The organism is Azotobacter bryophylli (genome assembly GCF_042643485.1).
Taxonomy (GTDB): domain Bacteria; phylum Pseudomonadota; class Gammaproteobacteria; order Pseudomonadales; family Pseudomonadaceae; genus Azotobacter; species Azotobacter bryophylli.
In genome coordinates, this window is sequence record NZ_JBHRSJ010000004.1 from 24564 (window position 1) to 42692 (window position 18129).

Genomic DNA, 18129 nt, shown 5'->3' on the forward strand with positions numbered 1-18129 from the left:
CTGAGCTGGCCCTTTCCCGTTATCGAAGGAGGAGCCGGCCATGCCCGCCGCCCGCATCTGGATCAAGAACCCCCTCGCCCTCTTCACCGCCAACGACCGCGACGCCGCCGGCGGACTGGTGGTGGAGAACGGCGTCATCGCCGAGCTGCTCGGCGCCGGCCAGGCGCCGGCCCGGCCGGTGGACAGCACCTTCGACGCCCGCGAGCACGTGGTGCTGCCGGGGCTGGTCAACACCCATCACCACTTCTACCAGACCCTCACCCGCGCCTGGGCGCCGGTGGTCAACCAGCCGCTGTTCCCCTGGCTGAAGACCCTCTACCCGGTGTGGGCGCGACTGACCCCGGAGCAGCTCGCCCTGGCCAGCCGGGTCGCCCTGGCCGAGCTGCTGCTCTCCGGCTGCACCACCGCGGCGGACCACCACTACCTGTTCCCCCGGGGGCTGGAGGAGGCCATTGACGTGCAGGTGGAGGCGGTGCGCGAGCTCGGCCTGCGCGCCCTGCTCTGCCGCGGTTCCATGAGCCTGGGCGAGGCCGACGGCGGCCTGCCGCCGCAGCGGACGGTGCAGCCGGCCGAGGCGATCCTCGCCGACGGCGAGCGGCTGATCCGCCGCTACCACGAGCGCGGGCCCGGCGCGCGGGTCCAGATCGCCCTGGCGCCCTGCTCGCCCTTCTCGGTGACCCCGGAGATCATGCGCGCCAGCGCCGAGCTGGCCGAGCGCCATGACGTGCGCCTGCACACCCACCTGGCCGAGACCCTGGACGAGGAAGCCTTCTGCCTGCAGCGCTTCGGCCTGCGCACCGTGGACTACCTGGACAGCGTCGGCTGGCTCGGCCCGCGCACCTGGCTGGCCCACGGCATCCACTTCAATGCGCAGGAGATCGCCCGACTGGGCGCCGCCGGCACCGGCGTGTGCCACTGCCCGGTATCCAACATGCGCCTGGCCTCGGGCATCTGCCCGACCCTCGAGCTGGAGGACGCCGGCGCCCCGCTGGGCCTCGGCGTCGACGGCTCGGCCTCCAACGACGCCTCCAACCTCATCTTCGAGGCGCGCCAGGCGCTCTACCTGCAGCGCCTGCGCTACGGCGCCGAACGGATCACGCCGCAGCGGGTCCTCGGCTGGGCCACCCGCGGCTCGGCGCGCCTGCTCGGACGCGACGACATCGGCGAGCTGGCGGTGGGCCGGCAGGCCGATCTGGCCCTCTTCAAGCTGGACGAGCTGCGCTTCTCCGGCAGCCACGACCCGCTCGCCGCCCTGCTGCTGTGCGGCGCCGAGCGTGCCGACCGGGTGATGGTCGGCGGCCGCTGGCGGGTGATCGACGGCCGGATCGAGGACCTCGACCTCGCCGCCCTGATCGCCGCGCACCGCCGGGCGGCGCGGCAACTGGTGGGCTGATCCGCGACCGGCCGGGCGAGCGCGGGCCGGACGGGGCCCCATGCACCATCCGAAGGCCGTGCCGAGCCGCCGCGCACCAGCAGCGCCCAGTCCGGGCGCCAGGCGGGCACGCCGGGGGCCGCGGCTTTCCGGAAAGCCTGATTTTTTGTCTGATTGGTCAGCTTTTTGCAGAAGGCAGGCTGACCGAAACAATGTCCCGGAGTTTCCCCGACCATGAAGTCCAAACACCTGCTCCGAAGCCTGGCCGCCGCCGTCGGCTTCGCCACCGTCCTCGGCGCATCCGCCGATCCGCTCAAGGTCGGCTTCGTCTACCTCGGCAGCATCGGCGACCACGGCTGGACCTACCAGCACGAACAGGGACGCAAGCAGCTGCAGGAACAGCTCGGCGAGCAGGTGCAGACCACCTACGTCGAGAACGTGCCGGAGAGCGGCGACGCCGAGCGGGTGATCCGCAACCTGGCCAAGGGCGGCTACGACCTGGTGTTCGCCACCTCCTTCGGCTACATGAACCCGACCGCCAAGGTCGCCCGGCAATTCCCCCAGGTGACCTTCGAGCACGCCACCGGCTACAAGCAGGACCGGAACCTCGGCACCTACATGGCGCGCACCTACGAGGGCCGCTACGTCGGCGGCTTCCTCGCGGCGAAGATGACCAGGAGCCGGAAGATCGGCTACATCGCCTCCTTCCCCATCCCGGAGGTGATCCGCGACATCAACGCCATCCAGCTGGCCCTGGACAAGTACAACCCCGGCAGCGAGGTCAAGGTGGTCTGGGTCAACACCTGGTTCGACCCGGGCAAGGAGGCCGACGCCGCCAACGCCCTGATCGACCAGGGCGTCGACGTGATCTTCCAGCACACCGACAGCCCGGCGCCGATCCAGGCGGCCCAGCGCCGCGGCGTCTACTCGGTGGGCTACGCTTCGGACATGGCCCACTTCGGGCCGGACTCGGTGCTGACCTCCATCGTCAACAACTGGGGCCCGCACTACGTCAAGTCCGCCCGGGCGGTGCTGGACGGCAGCTGGAAGCCCCAGGACTACTGGGGCGGACTGGACGACGAGACGGTGCAGCTGCCGCTCAGCGAGCGGGTGCCGGCGGAGGTCAGGGCCGAGGCCCAGGCGCTCGTCGAGGAGATCAAGAGCGGCCGCTTCCATCCCTTCACCGGGCCGATCAGGGACCAGGCCGGCAGCGTGCGCATCGCCGAGGGCGCGACGGCGAGCAGGGCCGAGCTGGCGTCGATGGACTACTACGTGGCGGGGATCAAGGCGCAACTGCCGAAATGACCGCCCTCGCGGATGCGCCCGAGGCCATCCGCGCGGCCACCCCGAACCAGAAGGCTCCCGGAATCGCCATGGATTCGCTACCGATCATCGACATCTCGCCCCTCTACCGCCGCGACGAGAGCGCCTGGCGCGCCGTCGCCGGCCGCATCGACCGCGCCTGCCGGGAATGGGGCTTCTTCTACATCGAAGGCCATCCGATCGGCGCCGAGCGCATCGCCGCGCTGAGCGATCTGGCCCGGCGCTTCTTCGCCCTGCCGCTGGCGGAGAAGCGGCGGATCGACATCGCCGGCAGCGGCCACCACCGCGGCTACGGCGCCCTCGCCGCCGAGCAGCTCGACCCGGCGCAGCCCGGCGATTGCAAGGAAACCTTCGACATGGGCTTCCACCTGCCCGCCGACCACCCGGAGGTGCTCGCCGGCAAGCCGCTGCGCGGCCCCAACCGGCACCCGGCGCTGGAGGGCTGGGAGACGCTGCTGGAAAGCCATTACCGCGACATGCACGAGCTGAGCTGCACGGTGCTGCGCGCCATCGCCCTGGCCCTGGGCATCGAGCGGGACTTCTTCGACCGGCGCTTCCGCCAGCCGGCCAGCGTCCTGCGCCTGATCCACTATCCGCCGCAGCAGGGCGCCGAACGACCGGGCGCCGGGGAGCACACGGACTACGGCTGCATCACCCTGCTCCACCAGGACCGGGTCGGCGGCCTGCAGGTGCGCGCCCGGCGCGGCCAGTGGATCGACGCACCGCCGCGGGACGGCACCTTCGTGGTCAACATCGGCGACATGATGGCGCGCTGGAGCAACGACCGTTACCGCTCCACGGCGCACCGGGTGATCAGCCCACGGGAACAGGACCGCTACGCCATGCCGTTCTTCGCCGAACCGCACCCGGAGACCGCGATCGCCTGCCTGCCCGGCTGCCAGGACGCGGAGCGCCCGCCGCACTACCCGCCCACCACCTGCGCCGAGTGGCTGCTGTCGCGTTTCGCCGCCACCTACGCCCATCGCCGCGGGGATGTCGCAGGTTGAACTTTGGAAACACCGGCGGGTGGATTAGGCTGCGCGGATCCATCACCGAAGGAGAAGCACCCGTCATGCACGCCTGGCTGAACGCCCTGCCCAAAGCCGAATTGCACCTGCACCTGGAAGGCACCCTGGAGCCCGAGCTGCTGTTCGCCCTCGCCGAACGCAACAAGGTCGCCCTGCCCTGGCCCGACGTAGAGAGCCTGCGCCGCGCCTACGCCTTCCACAACCTGCAGGAGTTCCTCGACCTCTACTACCGCGGCGCCGACGTGCTGCGCACCGAGCAGGACTTCTACGACCTGACCTGGGCCTACCTGAAGAAGTGCCGGGAGCAGAACGTCATCCACACCGAGCCCTTCTTCGATCCGCAGACCCACACCGACCGCGGCATCCCCTTCGAGACGGTGCTGACCGGCATCGAGCAGGCGCTCAAGGACGGCCGCGAACAGCTCGGCATCAGCAGCGGGCTGATCCTCTCCTTCCTGCGCCACCTGCCGGAAGAAGCGGCGCAGCAGACCCTCGACCAGGCCCTGCGCTTCCGCCACGCCTTCATCGCCGTGGGCCTGGACAGCTCCGAGAAGGGCCATCCGCCGAGCAAGTTCCAGCGCGTGTTCGACCGCGCCCGCGCCGAGGGCTTCGTCGCCGTCGCCCACGCCGGCGAGGAAGGCCCGCCGGAATACATCTGGGAAGCCCTCGACCTGCTCAAGGTCAAGCGCATCGACCACGGCGTGCGCGCCGCGGAGGACCCAAAGCTGCTGGAGCGGCTGATCGAGGAGCAGATCCCGCTGACGGTCTGCCCGCTGTCCAACGTCAAGCTCCGCGTGTTCAAGGACATGGCCGAGCACAACATCCTCAAGCTGCTGGAGATGGGCGTGAAGGTCACGGTGAACTCCGACGACCCGGCCTACTTCGGCGGCTACGTCACGGAAAACTTCATGGCCCTGCACGAGAGTCTCGGCATGACCCGCGAGCAGGCCGAACGCCTGATCCAGAACAGCCTGGACGCGCGGCTGGTGTGAACCGCCGCCCCGTCCGGGGCACCACCGACACGGAGTACGCCTTGATCCAGTTCCTCCTCAACCACGAACTGCGCAGCGAGCACAGCCTGGACCCGAACCTGACGGTGCTGCGCTACCTGCGCGAGCACCGGCACAAGACCGGCACCAAGGAAGGCTGCGCCTCGGGCGACTGCGGCGCCTGCACCGTGGTGGTCGGCGAGCTGGACAGCGTCGGCGGGCGCGAGCGCATCCGCTATCGCACCCTCAATGCCTGCCTGACCTTCGTGGCGGCGCTGCACGGCAAGCAGCTGCTGACCGTGGAGGACCTGCAGCATGGGGGCGACCTGCACCCCGTGCAGCAGGCGATGGTCGACTGCCACGCCTCGCAGTGCGGCTACTGCACGCCGGGGTTCGTCATGTCGCTGTTCGCCCTGCGCAAGAGCGTCGAGGGCAGCGATCCGGCGGCCGCGCACCAGGCCCTGGCCGGCAACCTGTGCCGCTGCACCGGCTACCGGCCGATCCTCGCCGCCGCCGAACGGGCCTGCGCCGACCGCCGGCCGGACCAGTTCGACGCCGCCGAGGCCGAAACCGTCGCCCGGCTCAAGGCCATCGCCCCGCGCCGGACCGCCGAGCTGGGCGACGGCGAGAAGCGCTGCCTGCTGCCGCTGACCGTGGCCGACCTGGCCGCGCTCTACGAGGCCGAACCCGAGGCGCGCCTGCTGGCCGGCGGCACCGATCTGGCCCTGGAAGTCACCCAGCAGCAGCGCAGCCTGCCGGTGCTGATCCACCTCGGCCACATCGCGGACATGAAGCGGATCGAGACGTTCGACGACCGCCTGGAAATCGGCGCCGCCGCTGCGCTGACCGATTGCCAAGACGCCCTGGCCCGGGAATACCCGGACTTCGGCGAGCTGCTCGGGCGCTTCGCCTCGCAGCAGATCCGCAACCAGGGCACCCTGGGCGGCAACATCGGCAACGCCTCGCCCATCGGCGACTCGCCGCCGCTGTTGATCGCCCTCGGCGCCAGCCTGCTGCTGCGCAAGGGCGACCGGAGCCGCACCCTGGCGCTGGAGGACTACTTCCGCGGCTACAAGATCACCGCCCGCGAGGACGGCGAGTTCATCGAGCGGATCATCGTGCCGCGCGCCCGCGCCGGCCAGGCGTTCCGCGCCTACAAGCTGTCCAAGCGCCTGGACGACGACATCTCCGCCGTGTGCGCGGCCTTCAACCTGACCCTGGCCGACGGCGCGGTGCGCGAGGCGCGCATCGCCTTCGGCGGCATGGCGGCGATACCGAAACGGGCTACCGTCTGCGAACGGGCGCTCGCCGGCGCCGTCCTCGATGCCGCGCTGATCGAGCGGGCCTGCGCCGCCCTGGCCGAGGACTTCGCCCCGCTCAGCGACTTTCGCGCCAGCCGCGAGTACCGCCTGCTCGCCGCGCAGAACCTGCTGCGCAGGTGCTTCATCGAGCTGACCGAGCCGGATATCGAGACGAGGGTGACCCGCCATGCATAAGCCGAACGCAAGCCAGGAAGAACTGGCCGCCCTGTTCCGCCAGGAGCTGGTCACCGGCGTCGGTCGCAGCGTCCGGCACGAGAGCGCGGCCAAGCACGTCACCGGCGAGGCCGTCTACATCGACGACCGTCTGGAATTCCCCAACCAGCTGCACGTCTACGCCCTTCTCTCGGAGCGCGCCCATGCGCGCATCCTGCGCATCGACACCGCGCCCTGCTACTCCGTCCCCGGCGTCGCCCTGGTCATCACCAGCGCCGACGTGCCCGGCCAGCTGGACATCGGCGCGGTGTTCCCCGGCGATCCACTCCTGGCCGACGGCAAGGTGGAGTACGTCGGCCAGCCGGTGCTGGCGGTGGCCGCCGACAGCCTGGAGAACGCCCGCCGCGCGGCCCAGGCCGCGATCGTCGAATACGAGGACCTGGAGCCGGTGCTCGATGTGGAGGAAGCCCTGCGCCGCCAGCACTTCGTGCTGGACAGCCACACCCACAAGCGCGGCGACGCCGCCGCTGCGCTGGCCGGCGCCCCGCACCGCCTCGCCGGCACCTTGCGGATCGGCGGTCAGGAGCACTTCTACCTGGAGACCCAGGTGTCCTCGGTGCTGCCCGCCGAGGACGGCGGCATGCTGGTCTACTGCTCGACCCAGAACCCCAGCGAAGTGCAGAAGCTGGTGGCCGAGGTGCTCGGCGTGCCGATGAACCGGGTGACCGTGGACATGCGCCGGATGGGCGGCGGCTTCGGCGGCAAGGAGACCCAGGCGGCCGGGCCGGCCTGCCTCTGCGCGGTGATCGCCCGCCTCACCGGGCGGCCGACCAAGATGCGCCTGCCGCGCCAGGAGGACATGCTGATGACCGGCAAGCGCCACCCCTTCCTGGTCGACTACGAGGTGGGCTTCGACGACGACGGCCGCCTGCGCGGCATCCGCATGGACCTGGCCGGCAACTGCGGCTACTCGCCGGACCTGTCCGGGGCCATCGTCGACCGCGCCATGTTCCATGCCGACAACGCCTACTATCTAGGCGACGCCCTGATCCACGGCCACCGCTGCAAGACCAACACCGCCTCCAACACCGCCTACCGCGGCTTCGGCGGCCCGCAGGGGATGCTCGCCATCGAGGAGATCATGGACGCCATCGCCCGTCACCTCGGCCGCGACCCGCTGGAGGTGCGCAGGCGCAACTACTACGGCAAGACCGAGCGCAACGTGACCCACTACCACCAGACGGTGGAGCACAACCTGCTGGAGGAAATGACCGCCGAGCTGGAGGCGAGCTGCGACTACGCCGGCCGCCGCGCTGCGATCCGCGCCTTCAATGCCCGCAGCCCGGTGCTGAAGAAGGGCCTGGCGCTGACCCCGGTGAAGTTCGGCATCAGCTTCACCTCCAGTTTCCTCAACCAGGCCGGCGCCCTGGTGCATATCTACACCGACGGCAGCATCCACCTGAACCACGGCGGCACCGAGATGGGCCAGGGCCTCAACACCAAGGTCGCGCAGATCGTCGCCGAGGTGTTCCAGGTCGACGTCTCGCGCATCCGGATCAGCGCCGCCAACACCGACAAGGTGCCCAACACCTCGCCCACCGCCGCCTCCAGCGGCGCCGACCTGAACGGCAAGGCGGCCAAGAACGCCGCGCAGACCATCAAGGAGCGGCTGGTGGAATTCGCCGCCCGCCACTGGCACCTCTGCCCGGAGGACGTGCAGTTCCGCAACGGCCAGCTGCGCCTGCGCGACCGTTTCGTCAGCTTCGAGGAACTGATCCAGGCCGCCTACGTCGGCCAGGTGTCGCTGTCTTCCACCGGCTTCTACCGCACGCCGAAGATCTACTACGACCGCGAGCAGGCCCGCGGCCGGCCGTTCTACTACTACGCCTACGGCGTGGCCTGCTCGGAGGTGCTGGTCGACACCCTGACCGGCGAGTACCGGCTGCTGCGCGCCGACATCCTGCACGACGTCGGCGCCTCGCTGAACCCGGCCATCGACATCGGCCAGATCGAGGGCGGCTTCGTCCAGGGCATGGGCTGGCTGACCTGTGAGGAGCTGGTGTGGAGCGACCAGGGCCGCCTGCTGACGGCGAATCCGGCCAGCTACAAGATCCCCACGATCGCCGACGTGCCGGCGGACCTGCGCGTCCGGCTGGTGGAGAACCGCAAGAACCCGGAAGACACGGTGTTCCATTCCAAGGCCGTCGGCGAGCCGCCGTTCATGCTCGGCATCTCCGTCTGGTGCGCGCTCAAGGACGCCGTGGCCAGCCTGGCCGACTACCGCGCCCAGCCGGCCATCGACGCCCCGGCGACGCCCGAGCGGGTGCTCTGGGGCGTGGAGCAAATGAAAAGGCTGAAGCAGGACACAGGGCGGGTGAAACCCGCCGGAAGTGGCGCGGGCCGCACCGAAATCGGCGGCGTGCACCCGCTCTGCGAGTCGGGGAACCACGAATGAGCCACATGACCTGGATCGACGCCCTCGCCGAACTCAGGCAGCGCCACGAACCCTGCGTGCTGGTGACCATCGTCGAGGAGCGCGGCTCCACGCCGCGCAACGCCGGCGCCAAGATGGTGGTCGCCGGCGAGTGGCTCTACGACACCATCGGCGGCGGCCACCTGGAGCACAAGGCCGCGCAGATTGCCCGCGAGATGCTGCAAAGCGGCGCACGCGAGCCGCGCCTGGAGCGCTTCGCCCTCGGCGCCAGCCTCGGCCAGTGCTGCGGCGGCGCCACCGTGCTGCTGTTCGAACCCATGGGCCGGGCGCTGGCGCAGATCGCCGTGTTCGGCGCCGGCCACGTCGGCCGCGCCCTGGTGCCGCTGCTCGCCGCCTTGCCGTGCAGGGTGCGCTGGATCGACTCGCGGGAGCGGGAGTTTCCCGAGATCGTCCCGGCCGGGGTGGAGAAAGTAGTCAACGACGAGGTGGTCGAGGAAGTGGCGCGGATGCCGGCCGGCGCCTACTTCATCGTCATGACCCACGACCATCCGCTGGACCTGGAGCTGAGCGCCGCCATCCTCGGCCGGAACGATTTCGCCTATTACGGTCTGATCGGTTCGAAGAGCAAGCGCGCCCGCTTCGAGCACCGTCTGTACCAGCGCGGCTTCGCCCCCGAGATCGTGCAGCGCATGCGCTGCCCCATGGGCCTGCCCGAGGTGAAGGGCAAGCTGCCGATGGAAATCGCCATTTCCGTGGCCGGCGAGGTGATCGCCCACTACAACGCCCATTTCGGCGAGAAACGCCAGGGCGGCGAAAGCGTCGCCCGGCTGCTGCCGGCCTCGCGCCGCGGCTGAACCGCGACGCCGGAACGAACCCACGAGAGTCGCCATGCCCCAGACCCGAGCCTACCGCGCCGCCCTGCTGCACTGCCTCGCCGATCCGCGGGAGGTGGGCGGCGAGGCCTCCCACGAGTATTTCGCCGACGGCCTGCTGGTCGTCGAGGACGGCAGGGTCGTCCAGCTCGGCGATTCCGGCAGCCTGCTGCCGAAGCTGGCGGCCGGGGTCGAGGTGGTCGAGTACGCGGACGCGCTGATCGTCCCCGGTTTCGTCGACACCCACGTCCACTATCCGCAGATGGGCGTGATCGGCTCCTACGGCACCCAGCTCCTCGACTGGCTGGAGACCTACACCTTCCCCGCCGAGGGCCGCTTCGCCGACCCGGCCCACGCCCGCGATCAGGCCGGGCTGTTCCTGCGCGAGCTGCTGCGCAACGGCACCACCACCGCCCTGGTGTTCAGCACCGTGCACCCGCAGTCGGTGGACGCCTTCTTCGAGGCAGCGGAAAAACTCAACCTGCGGATGATCGCCGGCAAGGTGCTGATGGACCGCAACGCCCCGGACTACCTGACCGACACCGCCGAATCCGGCTATGCGCAAAGCCGCGCGCTGATCGAACGCTGGCACGGCAAGGGCCGCCTGCACTACGCGGTCACCCCGCGCTTCGCCCCGACCAGCACGCCGGAGCAGCTGCGCCTGGCCGGCCAGTTGCTCGGGGAATACCCCGGCCTCTACCTGCACACCCACCTCTCGGAGAACCGCCAGGAGATCGACTGGGTCAGGCAGCTGTTCCCCGAGCGCAGCGGCTATCTGGACGTCTACGACCACTACCGGCTGCTCGGGGCGCGCTCGGTGTTCGCCCACGGCGTGCACCTGTGCGACGAGGAGTGCCGGCGTCTGGGCGAGACCGGCTCGGCGGTGGCCTTCTGCCCGACCTCCAACCTGTTCCTCGGCAGCGGCCTGCTTGATCTAGCCCGCCTGGAAGGCCACGGCGTGCGGGTCGGTTTGGGCACCGACATCGGCGGCGGCACCAGCTTCTCCCAGCTGCACACCCTGAGCGACGCCTACAAGGTGCTGCAGCTGCAGGGGCAATCCCTCGACCCGTTCAAGGCGCTGTACCTGGCCACCCTCGGCGGCGCCCGGGCGCTCTACCTGGACGACCGCATCGGCAACCTGCAACCGGGCAAGGAAGCGGACTTCGTGGTGCTGGACTACCGGGCCACCCCGCTGATCACCCACCGCCTGGGCGAGGCTCGCACCTTGGCGGAAAGGCTCTTCGCCCTGATGATCCTCGGCGACGACCGTGCGGTGCTGGAGACCTTCGCCGCCGGCCGCTCGGTGCACCGCCGCGGGTCATAGCCAGCCCGGGAGCAGCGATGACGCCGCCGGGCTTCCCCGGGCCTCGCGACCATTCGCCGCGCCGCGGCCGGTCCGAACCGACCAATTGACTAGCCGGATGCCCGCTTTCCCTTCATGGCATTAAGCCGTCATCGGCTATCATGACCGCCCCATGAGCCTGATGTCCGGCTCATGGCAGCAATCCCGCGGAGAACCTCCCAAGATGTCCAGCGAATTCACCAACGGCCAGGCCTTGAAGGGCAAGACCGGCCTGCGTCGCATCCTCAATGCCACCAGCTACTCCCTCGCCGGGCTCAAGGCCGCCTTCGTCGGAGAAGCCGCCTTCCGCCAGCTGCTGCTGCTGAACGTACTGCTGATTCCTGCGGCCTTCCTGCTGGACGTGAGCCGCGCCGAGCGCGCGGTGATGATCGCGGTGGTGTTCCTGGCGCCGATCGTCGAGCTGCTCAATTCGGCCATCGAGGCGGCGATCGACCGGATCTCGTACGAGCTGCATCCCCTGTCCAAGCGCGCCAAGGACATGGGCAGCGCGGCGCAGTTCATGGCGCTGTCGCTGATCGCCCTGGTCTGGGCCAGCATCATCCTCTAGCCCGCCGCGACCCGAGGGCGATCCTCGGGCCTTGGCCGCCCTCCCGAACGCGCAAGGCGCGGCCCGTATCTTCGACGATACGGGCCGATCGGACGATATCGGGAACCCGGCAGCCCCCTGATGGGGCCAGGCAGCCGCCGGGCGCTCCGCTGCATCGGAGTGGCAGGAGCGCCCGACGGACGGACGCATGGGAGAAGTGCTCCCGGCGCAGCCAGACAGCGCGCCGGGAGTCAATGGGCGGGTTTTCCTAGCGGGCGGCCTGACCCTGCTCGACGCCGGCGGCGAGCGCAGCGGCCTGCTGCTGCGCGACCTGGTCGAAATCCCTCACGGTCTTGGCCTGATAGGGATTGCCGATCAGGCGCGGAAGCGCCTGGAAGCCCGGGTTGACCAGGCTCTTGCCCGGGGTGAACTCGTCGAAGCGCAACCCGGCCAGATCCGCCCAGGTATGGATGAAGTGCGAGGTGCTGTAGGGGCGGTGCAGGCTGGCGGCGAAATCCGTCTGCTGCCGGGCCTGCCAGGACGGCGACGTCCAGACCAGGAAGGGCACGGTGTACATCTGCGTGGTCGGCGCGAGCTCGTTGCGTCCGAGCACCGCGTTGTTCGGCGCGTCGTACACCGACTCGCCGTGGTCGGACATATAGAGCAGGAAGCCGTTGGGATCGGTGGCGCGGAAGCGCTCGATCAGCGAGGACACCACGTAGTCGTTGTACAGTACGGCGTTGTCGTAGCTGTTGTAGATCTCCAGCTGATCGTCGGTGACATTGGCCGGCACGCCGGCACGGTCGGTGAAGCGCGCGTACTCCTGCGGATAGCGGTACTGGTAGCTCATGTGGGTGCCGAGCAGATGGATGACCACCAGCTTGCGCGGCGCCGAGTCGGCGAGCACCTTGCCGAAGGGTTCGAGCACCACGCTGTCGTACTGGCTGGTGGTGTTCTGGTCGCGGTTGTTGTTCAGATAGACCTGCTCGTCCGCCTGCTTGGACAGGGTGGTGAGCATGGTGTTGCGCCTGGTCATGGTCTGCTGGTTGGTGATCCAGTAGGTCTTGTAGCCGGCCTGCTTCATCATCCGGATCAGCGTGGGAGTGCTCAGGTAGAGATCCGGATGCTCCATGTCGGCGAAGGTGAGGATCTGCTGCATCGCCTCGATGGTATAGGGGCGCGGGCCGATCACGTTGTCGAACACCTGCAGCTCGTCGCGCAGGCGGTCGAGGTTGGGCGTGGTCGGCCGCCCGTAGCCGTAGAGCGACATGCGCTGACGATCGGTCGATTCGCCGAGGATCAGCACCAGGGTCGCCGGCTGCCCGGCATGGGCATCCGTCAGGTTCTTCAGCGGCGGGATGCGCTCCATGTCGGAAAGCTGCTTAGCCATGTTGGTCAGTTGCAGGCGGTACTGGTGATAGCCGACCGCCAGTTGCCAGAACGCGGCCGACTCGATGTTCTCCTCGAATTCGGCCATGGCGCGCTCCAGGGTGTCGCGCTTGAGGTACTGGTGGACCGCCTCATAGCCCATCGACACTACGAACAGCAGCACGCAGGCCACCGGCAGCGCCTTGCGCGGCAGGTAGACCGGGCGCACCTTGCGCCACAGCAGCCAGCCGCCGAGACCGTAAGCCAGCGTGGAGAAGACGATCCACCAGGCGAAGTAGTGCTTCAGATACTCGCTCGATTCCACCGTGTTCGACTCGAACATGATGAAGATGACGCTCTGCGAGAACTCCTGGCCATACACCAGGAAATAGCCGAAGCCGGCCAGCGAAGACAGCCAAAGGACCGTGCCGATCACCCCGGCCAGCAGCCGCGTGTGCGCCGGGAACAGCAGGAGCGGGATCAGCCACAGGGCGCTGACCATCGAGGCCTGCTGCAGGCCTTCGAAGGCCGCGGCCCCGGATAGGGCGATCATCAACTGGGTCACGCCGGAGAAATACCAGAAGAACAGGTACATCCAGCCGATTCCGGCCCAGTCGACCCCTCCGCGCCGGTCAGACGCCGCTTCGATTATTGCCATTGCCGCCTCAATTATTACATTAGATGCAAGGATACAAAAATACGGAATAGCATTATGCCCACTCAGCGTGAATTTTCCGTCAAAAATCCCCCCACATGTGCCTCAGCCTCGATTATCCAAACGGCTAACTGCACATTCGGCGCAATATTTTGTAATATCGAAGCAACAGAATTATCATCGTTTCTTCATTACGGCAGAGCCGCGCGAGAGTGCCTCTCGCTGCTCTTCAGGCGCTGAGAGCCGTAAATCACCCCTCTGGCTCGCTGGCTGGGCAAGAAAAGTCTTTTACCTAAATCGAAACAATCGAATGCTCCCGACCAACAGAAACGAACACTTTCCACGCCAGCAATCTGGTACAGCAGTACCGCTTGTTTGCACGCGTGTCCGTGCCCTGCTGTCGCGCTTTTCCTGTCCGCACGGTGAGCTCGCGCCGCTGATCGCTTTTGTCGGTTGTGACGGGGCGGGTAAATCGACGGTTTCCGACGCCGTTCTCGCCTGGCTGCGCGAGAGCCGCGAGGCCGAGGCCTGTCACCTGGGCATCCAGTCCAAGACCATCGGCGAAGCGCTGATGAAGCTGCCGTTGGTCGGCAAGACGATCGCCCGCCTCATCGCCGCCAATACCCAGCGCGCCAACGACACGCTGAAGAACCACGACACGCCCAAGAGCAGCGAGGGCGAGGTGCCGACCACCCTGGCGGCCGTGGCGATCTTCCTGCTCACGCTGCGCCGCTGGTGGCGCTTCCAGAAGATGATGGAGCTGCGCCGTAGCGGTGTTGCCATCGTGGCGGATCGTTATCCGCAGATAGCGGTGCTGCAGATGAAGATCGACGGCCCCGGACTCGCCGACTTTCAGGGCGGCAACGCCTTCATCCGGTTCCTCGCACGGCGTGAGAAGGCCCTCTACGCCTACATGACCAGTTACCGGCCGGACCTGGTGATCCGTCTGAACGTGGATCTGGAAACGGCGTACGCGCGCAAGCCGGACCATCGGTACGAGTCGCTGGCGCGCAAGATCGCCGCCGTTCCGCAACTTTCCTACCGGGGTGCCCCCATCGTGGATCTGGATAGCCGCGAGCCCCTGGAACAGGTCATCGCTCAGGCCAAGGAAGCCGTCGAAGCCAGACTGGCCGGCCGTTGAGTGTCCGTGGCGAACAGAATGAAGCGGGCGGAGCCGAGCGCTTCCGTCCGGCAGAGATACCATCCACTCCTCCCGATCGTTCGTGCCTTCGGCGCTTTCCGGCATCTCATCCCGGACTTTCGGACCGAACCCGAATCGCGGTACGCAGAGGTATGACGTAATGAGCGTGATGAATACGCAGACGCCCCCGGCCGGGGTAGCTCGGGACGACGGCACGATGGCGCCGCTGATTGCCATCGTCGGCTGCGACGGTTCGGGCAAGACCACGCTGGCCTCCTGGATCAGCTCGACGCTGCCCGTCACCTACTGCTACCTCGGTCTGGGTACGGGGAACATTGCCGAGAAGCTCTCCAACTGGCCGCTGATCGGCAAATTGCTGGTGCGCCGCATGTCGGCCAAGGCACGCCAGGCGCGGACCAAGGGCGAGCGCATTCCGGGAGCGCTGACCGCGCTCGTGATCTATGGGTTCACGCTGCTGCGCCTGCATCGCTTCAAGCGCATGCTGAGTCTGCGCAAGGCGGGTCAGGTGGTGGTGTGCGACCGCTACCCGCAGGTCGAGGTGCCCGGTTTCAACGATGGACCGGGCCTATCGGCAGCCAGACCCAAGGGGCCCTTCACCGCCTGGCTGGCACGCAGCGAGCATCGGCTCTTCAAGCGCATGGCCGCCTACCATCCCACCCTGGTGATCCGGCTGCACATCGATGCCGACACCGCCCATGCGCGCAAGCCGGATCACGACCTGTCGCTGTTGCGCGCCAAGGCAGCCGTCATCCCGAAACTCGACTTCAATGGCGCCCGGATCGTCGATCTCGACGCCAGCCAGCCGCTGGCCGACATCAAGGCCACGATCCTGGAGCTGGTGCAGAACGTGATGGAAGAGCACCAGCACGGACATCAGCCGGCACCGCGTCCGGCCATCCTTTCGCTGCCGGTGCTCGAAGGCTCGGCTCCGGCCCGTCCGAAGAAAGCCAAACCGCTCGAAGAACCCGTCGCCAGCTGAAGTTCCCTGCATGATGGCGGGTAACTTCCTGCCCACGGCAGGTCCTCACTCACTCGCCGGACACCAGCAGCAGGTTGCAGCCGCCGCGCAGGTACTCGCCCTGCTCGGCCAGCAGCAGGTCCAGGGCCAGGCTGGCCAGGTCGTCGGCCACCGGCTCGGCGCGGCCGTGCAGGTCGCGTTGCACCAGCTTGAGGTAGCCGTGGCATTCGCCGCAGGCTTCCGCCCGCACCGGCAGGACCGGCCGGCCCTGCGCATCGTCCAATTCCAGATAGAGCATCTTGCCGCCCGCCCCGCAGAGGCTGCAGGTCACCCGTTCCAGATGCCATTCGCAGGCGCACAGGGCGCAGTGCAGGTAGCGCACGCCGCTGCGCCGGGATTCGCCGTGAATCACGCCGGCCACCGGCGGCGAGCCGCAGCAGGGGCACAGCCCGCGGCTCTCCGGCTCCGCACGACGGGGCGGCCGGGGCAGGTTCGCGGCCAGACGCACCCAGACGAGCTGCAGGGCAGCTGCCACCAGCGGCAGCAGCGCCCGCTGCTCGTCGGCGCCGGAGCGACCCTCGAAGACGTCGTCGGCAAGCGCCTCGAGCTGCGCCGGGGTCTGCTCGCGCAGGGTCGCCAACAGCCGGCGCTGGCGCTGCCCGACGTGCAGCTCCAAGGCATCCAGCAGGACGAACAGCTCCGGCTGCCAGGCCACGTTCCCGCGCAGCGCCCGGACGCCCAGCGGTGGCATGCCGTGCTCCAAGGCCAGGTCGAAGGCACCCGGCGCCGGCCGCCAGAGCGGCGCGCGCTCGAGCAACTGCTGCTGGACCTGGGCCAGCTGGGCCATGAAGGCGAGGAAATCGGCCAGGGGCTCGACCGCCTCGGCCAGCTCGCGCAGGCGCAGCGCTCGCCGGCCGAAGACCTCACCATCCGGCAGCAGCACCGCCTCCGGCGCCATGATCGCGCCCGGCGCGCTGCCGAAGGCGTGCTGGCCGCTCATGGCCGGCTCCGCCGGCCGGCGCCCGGCAGCGGCGCGCGGCCCTTCTCGCGGAGTTCGTCGCGGGTGATCTCCTCGTACCAGAGCGAATGGTGGTGCCTGGCCCAGGCCCGGCTGACCCAGCCCCGGGTCATGGCGCGGATCGAGCCCTTGACCCAGATCGCCGAGTAGATGTGGATGATCAGGGTGACGATGGCGAGGAAGGCGACGTAGGCGTGCACCAGCACCGCCCAGCGCAGCAACTGGCGCGGCATGTCCATGGCGAAGTACGGCTGCCAGACGATGACGCCGCTGACCAGCAGCACCGGCACGCAGAACAGGAAGATCCAGTACACCAGCTTCTGCCCGGCGTTGTTCTTGCCCACCGGCGGCAGGCGCTCGTCGCGGTTGGCGAGCACGTCGTCGATCTGCCGCAGCCACTGGAGGTCGTGGCGGCGGAACAGGTTGCTGGCCATGTAGCGCACCGCCTGGATGGCGAAGAACACCGTCATGAACACACCGATGAAGGGGTGCACGATGCGCGTGCCGATCGGCCCCATGAACAGCCCGGTGAGGTCGAAGAACAGCGGATGGAACAGGGCCAGCCCGCTCAGGGAAAGCAGCACGAAGCAGATCGCGACGATCCAGTGGTTGACCCGCGACCACCAGCCGTAGCGCAGGATGTCGCGGCGAACGTTGGCGCGGCTCATCGGCGATCCTCCTCCAGGGCGGCGTCGGCCCGGTCCGGGTCGGGATCGTCCTCCGGCTCCTCCTTGGGCCCCTTAACGATGTAGTGGAAGAACCCCGCCAGCACCGAGAGGCCGATGGCGGCGGACATCAGCGGCTTGGCCAGCCCCTTCCACAGCTCGACCAGCGGGCTGATCTGCGGGTCGCGCGGCAGGCCGCTGTAGAGCTCGGGCCGGTCGGCGTGCTGCAGCACGTAGACCACGTGGGTACCGCCCACCCCCGGCGGATCGTAGACCCCGGCGTTGTCGAAGCCGCGCGCCCGGAGGTGCTCGACGCGCTGGGCGCCGTATTCGAGCATGGCCGCCTTGGTGCCGAACTGGATCGAGCCGGTCGGGCAGCTCTTCACGCAGGCCGGCTCCAGCCCGTTGAACACCCGGTCCGAACAGAGGGTGCACTTGTAGGCCTTGTGGTCCTTCTTCGACACCCGTGGGATGTCGAACGGGCAGCCGGCCACGCAGTAACCGCAGCCGATGCAGTGCTCGGAATTGAAGTCGACGATGCCGTTGGCGTACTGCACGATGGCGCCCGGCGCCGGGCAGGCCTTGAGGCAGCCGGGATCGGCGCAGTGCATGCAGTTGTCCTTGCGGATCAGCCACTCCAGGCCGCCATCCTCGTTGACGTACTCGGAAAAGCGCATCACCTCGAAGGAGCTGGGCGAAAGGTCCTGGGGGTTGTTGTAGGTGCCGTCGCAATGGCCCACCTCGTCGCGCAGGTCGTTCCATTCGGAACAGGACACCTGGCACGCCTTGCAGCCGATGCACACCGACACGTCGATCAGCTTGGTCACCGGCTCGACGCCGCCGCCGCGTACCTCGGGGACGGGCTCGGGCGTCGCCGAGCGGCGGACGAAGTCCTGCAGGTTGGGTTGCACGCCGCGCATG

The 18129-nt window shown here is 68.6% G+C and carries 15 protein-coding genes; 11 read left to right on the plus strand and 4 right to left on the minus strand.

Annotation, left to right across the window (positions count from 1 at the left end; translation table 11 throughout):
• The first annotated feature begins 40 nt into the window (after nucleotides 1–40).
• From ACFOJE_RS02810 to ACFOJE_RS02850, 9 genes are all read left to right on the plus strand, one after another.
• The gene (locus ACFOJE_RS02810; protein ID WP_377812730.1) at nucleotides 41–1393 is read left to right on the plus strand and encodes an 8-oxoguanine deaminase; all 1353 of its coding nucleotides are present in this window, start codon (nucleotides 41–43) and stop codon (nucleotides 1391–1393) included.
• A gap of 213 nt (nucleotides 1394–1606) precedes the next feature.
• Nucleotides 1607–2677, plus strand: coding sequence for a BMP family ABC transporter substrate-binding protein (locus ACFOJE_RS02815; protein WP_377812731.1), 1071 nt, complete (start codon nucleotides 1607–1609; stop codon nucleotides 2675–2677).
• 68 nt (nucleotides 2678–2745) lie between these two features.
• Nucleotides 2746–3702, plus strand: a complete 957-nt coding sequence (locus tag ACFOJE_RS02820) for a 2-oxoglutarate and iron-dependent oxygenase domain-containing protein (protein WP_377812798.1) — start codon at nucleotides 2746–2748, stop codon at nucleotides 3700–3702.
• 65 nt (nucleotides 3703–3767) lie between these two features.
• The gene (locus ACFOJE_RS02825; protein ID WP_377812732.1) at nucleotides 3768–4715 is read left to right on the plus strand and encodes an adenosine deaminase; all 948 of its coding nucleotides are present in this window, start codon (nucleotides 3768–3770) and stop codon (nucleotides 4713–4715) included.
• A 41-nt stretch (nucleotides 4716–4756) separates the two neighbouring features.
• Nucleotides 4757–6208 carry a xanthine dehydrogenase small subunit gene (gene xdhA, locus ACFOJE_RS02830; protein WP_377812733.1) on the plus strand — a complete coding sequence of 484 codons (1452 nt, stop codon included), beginning with the start codon at nucleotides 4757–4759 and terminating at the stop codon, nucleotides 6206–6208.
• Entirely contained in the window at nucleotides 6201–8642 is a 2442-nt protein-coding gene (xdhB, locus tag ACFOJE_RS02835) for a xanthine dehydrogenase molybdopterin binding subunit (RefSeq protein WP_377812734.1), read from the plus strand. Before xdhA ends, xdhB begins: the two co-directional genes overlap by 8 nt.
• Entirely contained in the window at nucleotides 8639–9475 is an 837-nt protein-coding gene (gene xdhC, locus ACFOJE_RS02840; protein ID WP_377812735.1) for a xanthine dehydrogenase accessory protein XdhC, read from the plus strand. The genes xdhB and xdhC overlap by 4 nt, the downstream gene beginning before the upstream one ends.
• Nucleotides 9476–9509: 34 nt before the next feature.
• The gene (gene guaD, locus ACFOJE_RS02845; protein WP_377812736.1) at nucleotides 9510–10817 is read left to right on the plus strand and encodes a guanine deaminase; all 1308 of its coding nucleotides are present in this window, start codon (nucleotides 9510–9512) and stop codon (nucleotides 10815–10817) included.
• A gap of 202 nt (nucleotides 10818–11019) precedes the next feature.
• A complete protein-coding gene (locus tag ACFOJE_RS02850; RefSeq protein ID WP_377812737.1) occupies nucleotides 11020–11403 on the plus strand; it encodes a diacylglycerol kinase in 384 nt (127 codons plus the stop codon).
• Nucleotides 11404–11650: 247 nt separating this feature from the next.
• Here ACFOJE_RS02850 and cptA read toward each other — a convergent pair whose 3' ends face one another.
• The gene (gene cptA, locus ACFOJE_RS02855; RefSeq protein ID WP_377812738.1) at nucleotides 11651–13408 is read right to left on the minus strand and encodes a phosphoethanolamine transferase CptA; all 1758 of its coding nucleotides are present in this window, start codon (nucleotides 13406–13408) and stop codon (nucleotides 11651–11653) included.
• Between the two features lie 307 nt (nucleotides 13409–13715).
• Between cptA and ACFOJE_RS02860 the strand changes: the two genes are divergently transcribed.
• Nucleotides 13716–14546 (plus strand): nucleoside triphosphate hydrolase, encoded by an 831-nt coding sequence (locus ACFOJE_RS02860; RefSeq protein WP_377812739.1) that lies wholly within the window; start codon nucleotides 13716–13718, stop codon nucleotides 14544–14546.
• A gap of 160 nt (nucleotides 14547–14706) precedes the next feature.
• Nucleotides 14707–15546: a hypothetical protein gene (locus ACFOJE_RS02865; protein WP_377812740.1), complete on the plus strand. Its 840-nt coding sequence runs from the start codon at nucleotides 14707–14709 to the stop codon at nucleotides 15544–15546.
• Between the two features lie 49 nt (nucleotides 15547–15595).
• Here the strand turns inward: ACFOJE_RS02865 and fdhE are convergent, their stop codons facing one another.
• From fdhE to fdxH, 3 genes are read right to left on the minus strand one after another with little or no spacing between them, the layout of a single operon-like run.
• Nucleotides 15596–16525, minus strand: coding sequence for a formate dehydrogenase accessory protein FdhE (gene fdhE / locus ACFOJE_RS02870; RefSeq protein ID WP_377812741.1), 930 nt, complete (start codon nucleotides 16523–16525; stop codon nucleotides 15596–15598).
• Complete coding sequence (locus ACFOJE_RS02875) at nucleotides 16522–17211, minus strand: formate dehydrogenase subunit gamma (protein WP_377812742.1); 690 nt, start codon at nucleotides 17209–17211, stop codon at nucleotides 16522–16524. Before ACFOJE_RS02875 ends, fdhE begins: the two co-directional genes overlap by 4 nt.
• Nucleotides 17208–18128: a formate dehydrogenase subunit beta gene (gene fdxH / locus ACFOJE_RS02880; RefSeq protein WP_377812743.1), complete on the minus strand. Its 921-nt coding sequence runs from the start codon at nucleotides 18126–18128 to the stop codon at nucleotides 17208–17210. Before fdxH ends, ACFOJE_RS02875 begins: the two co-directional genes overlap by 4 nt.
• Between the last annotated feature and the right edge of the window lies 1 nt (nucleotide 18129).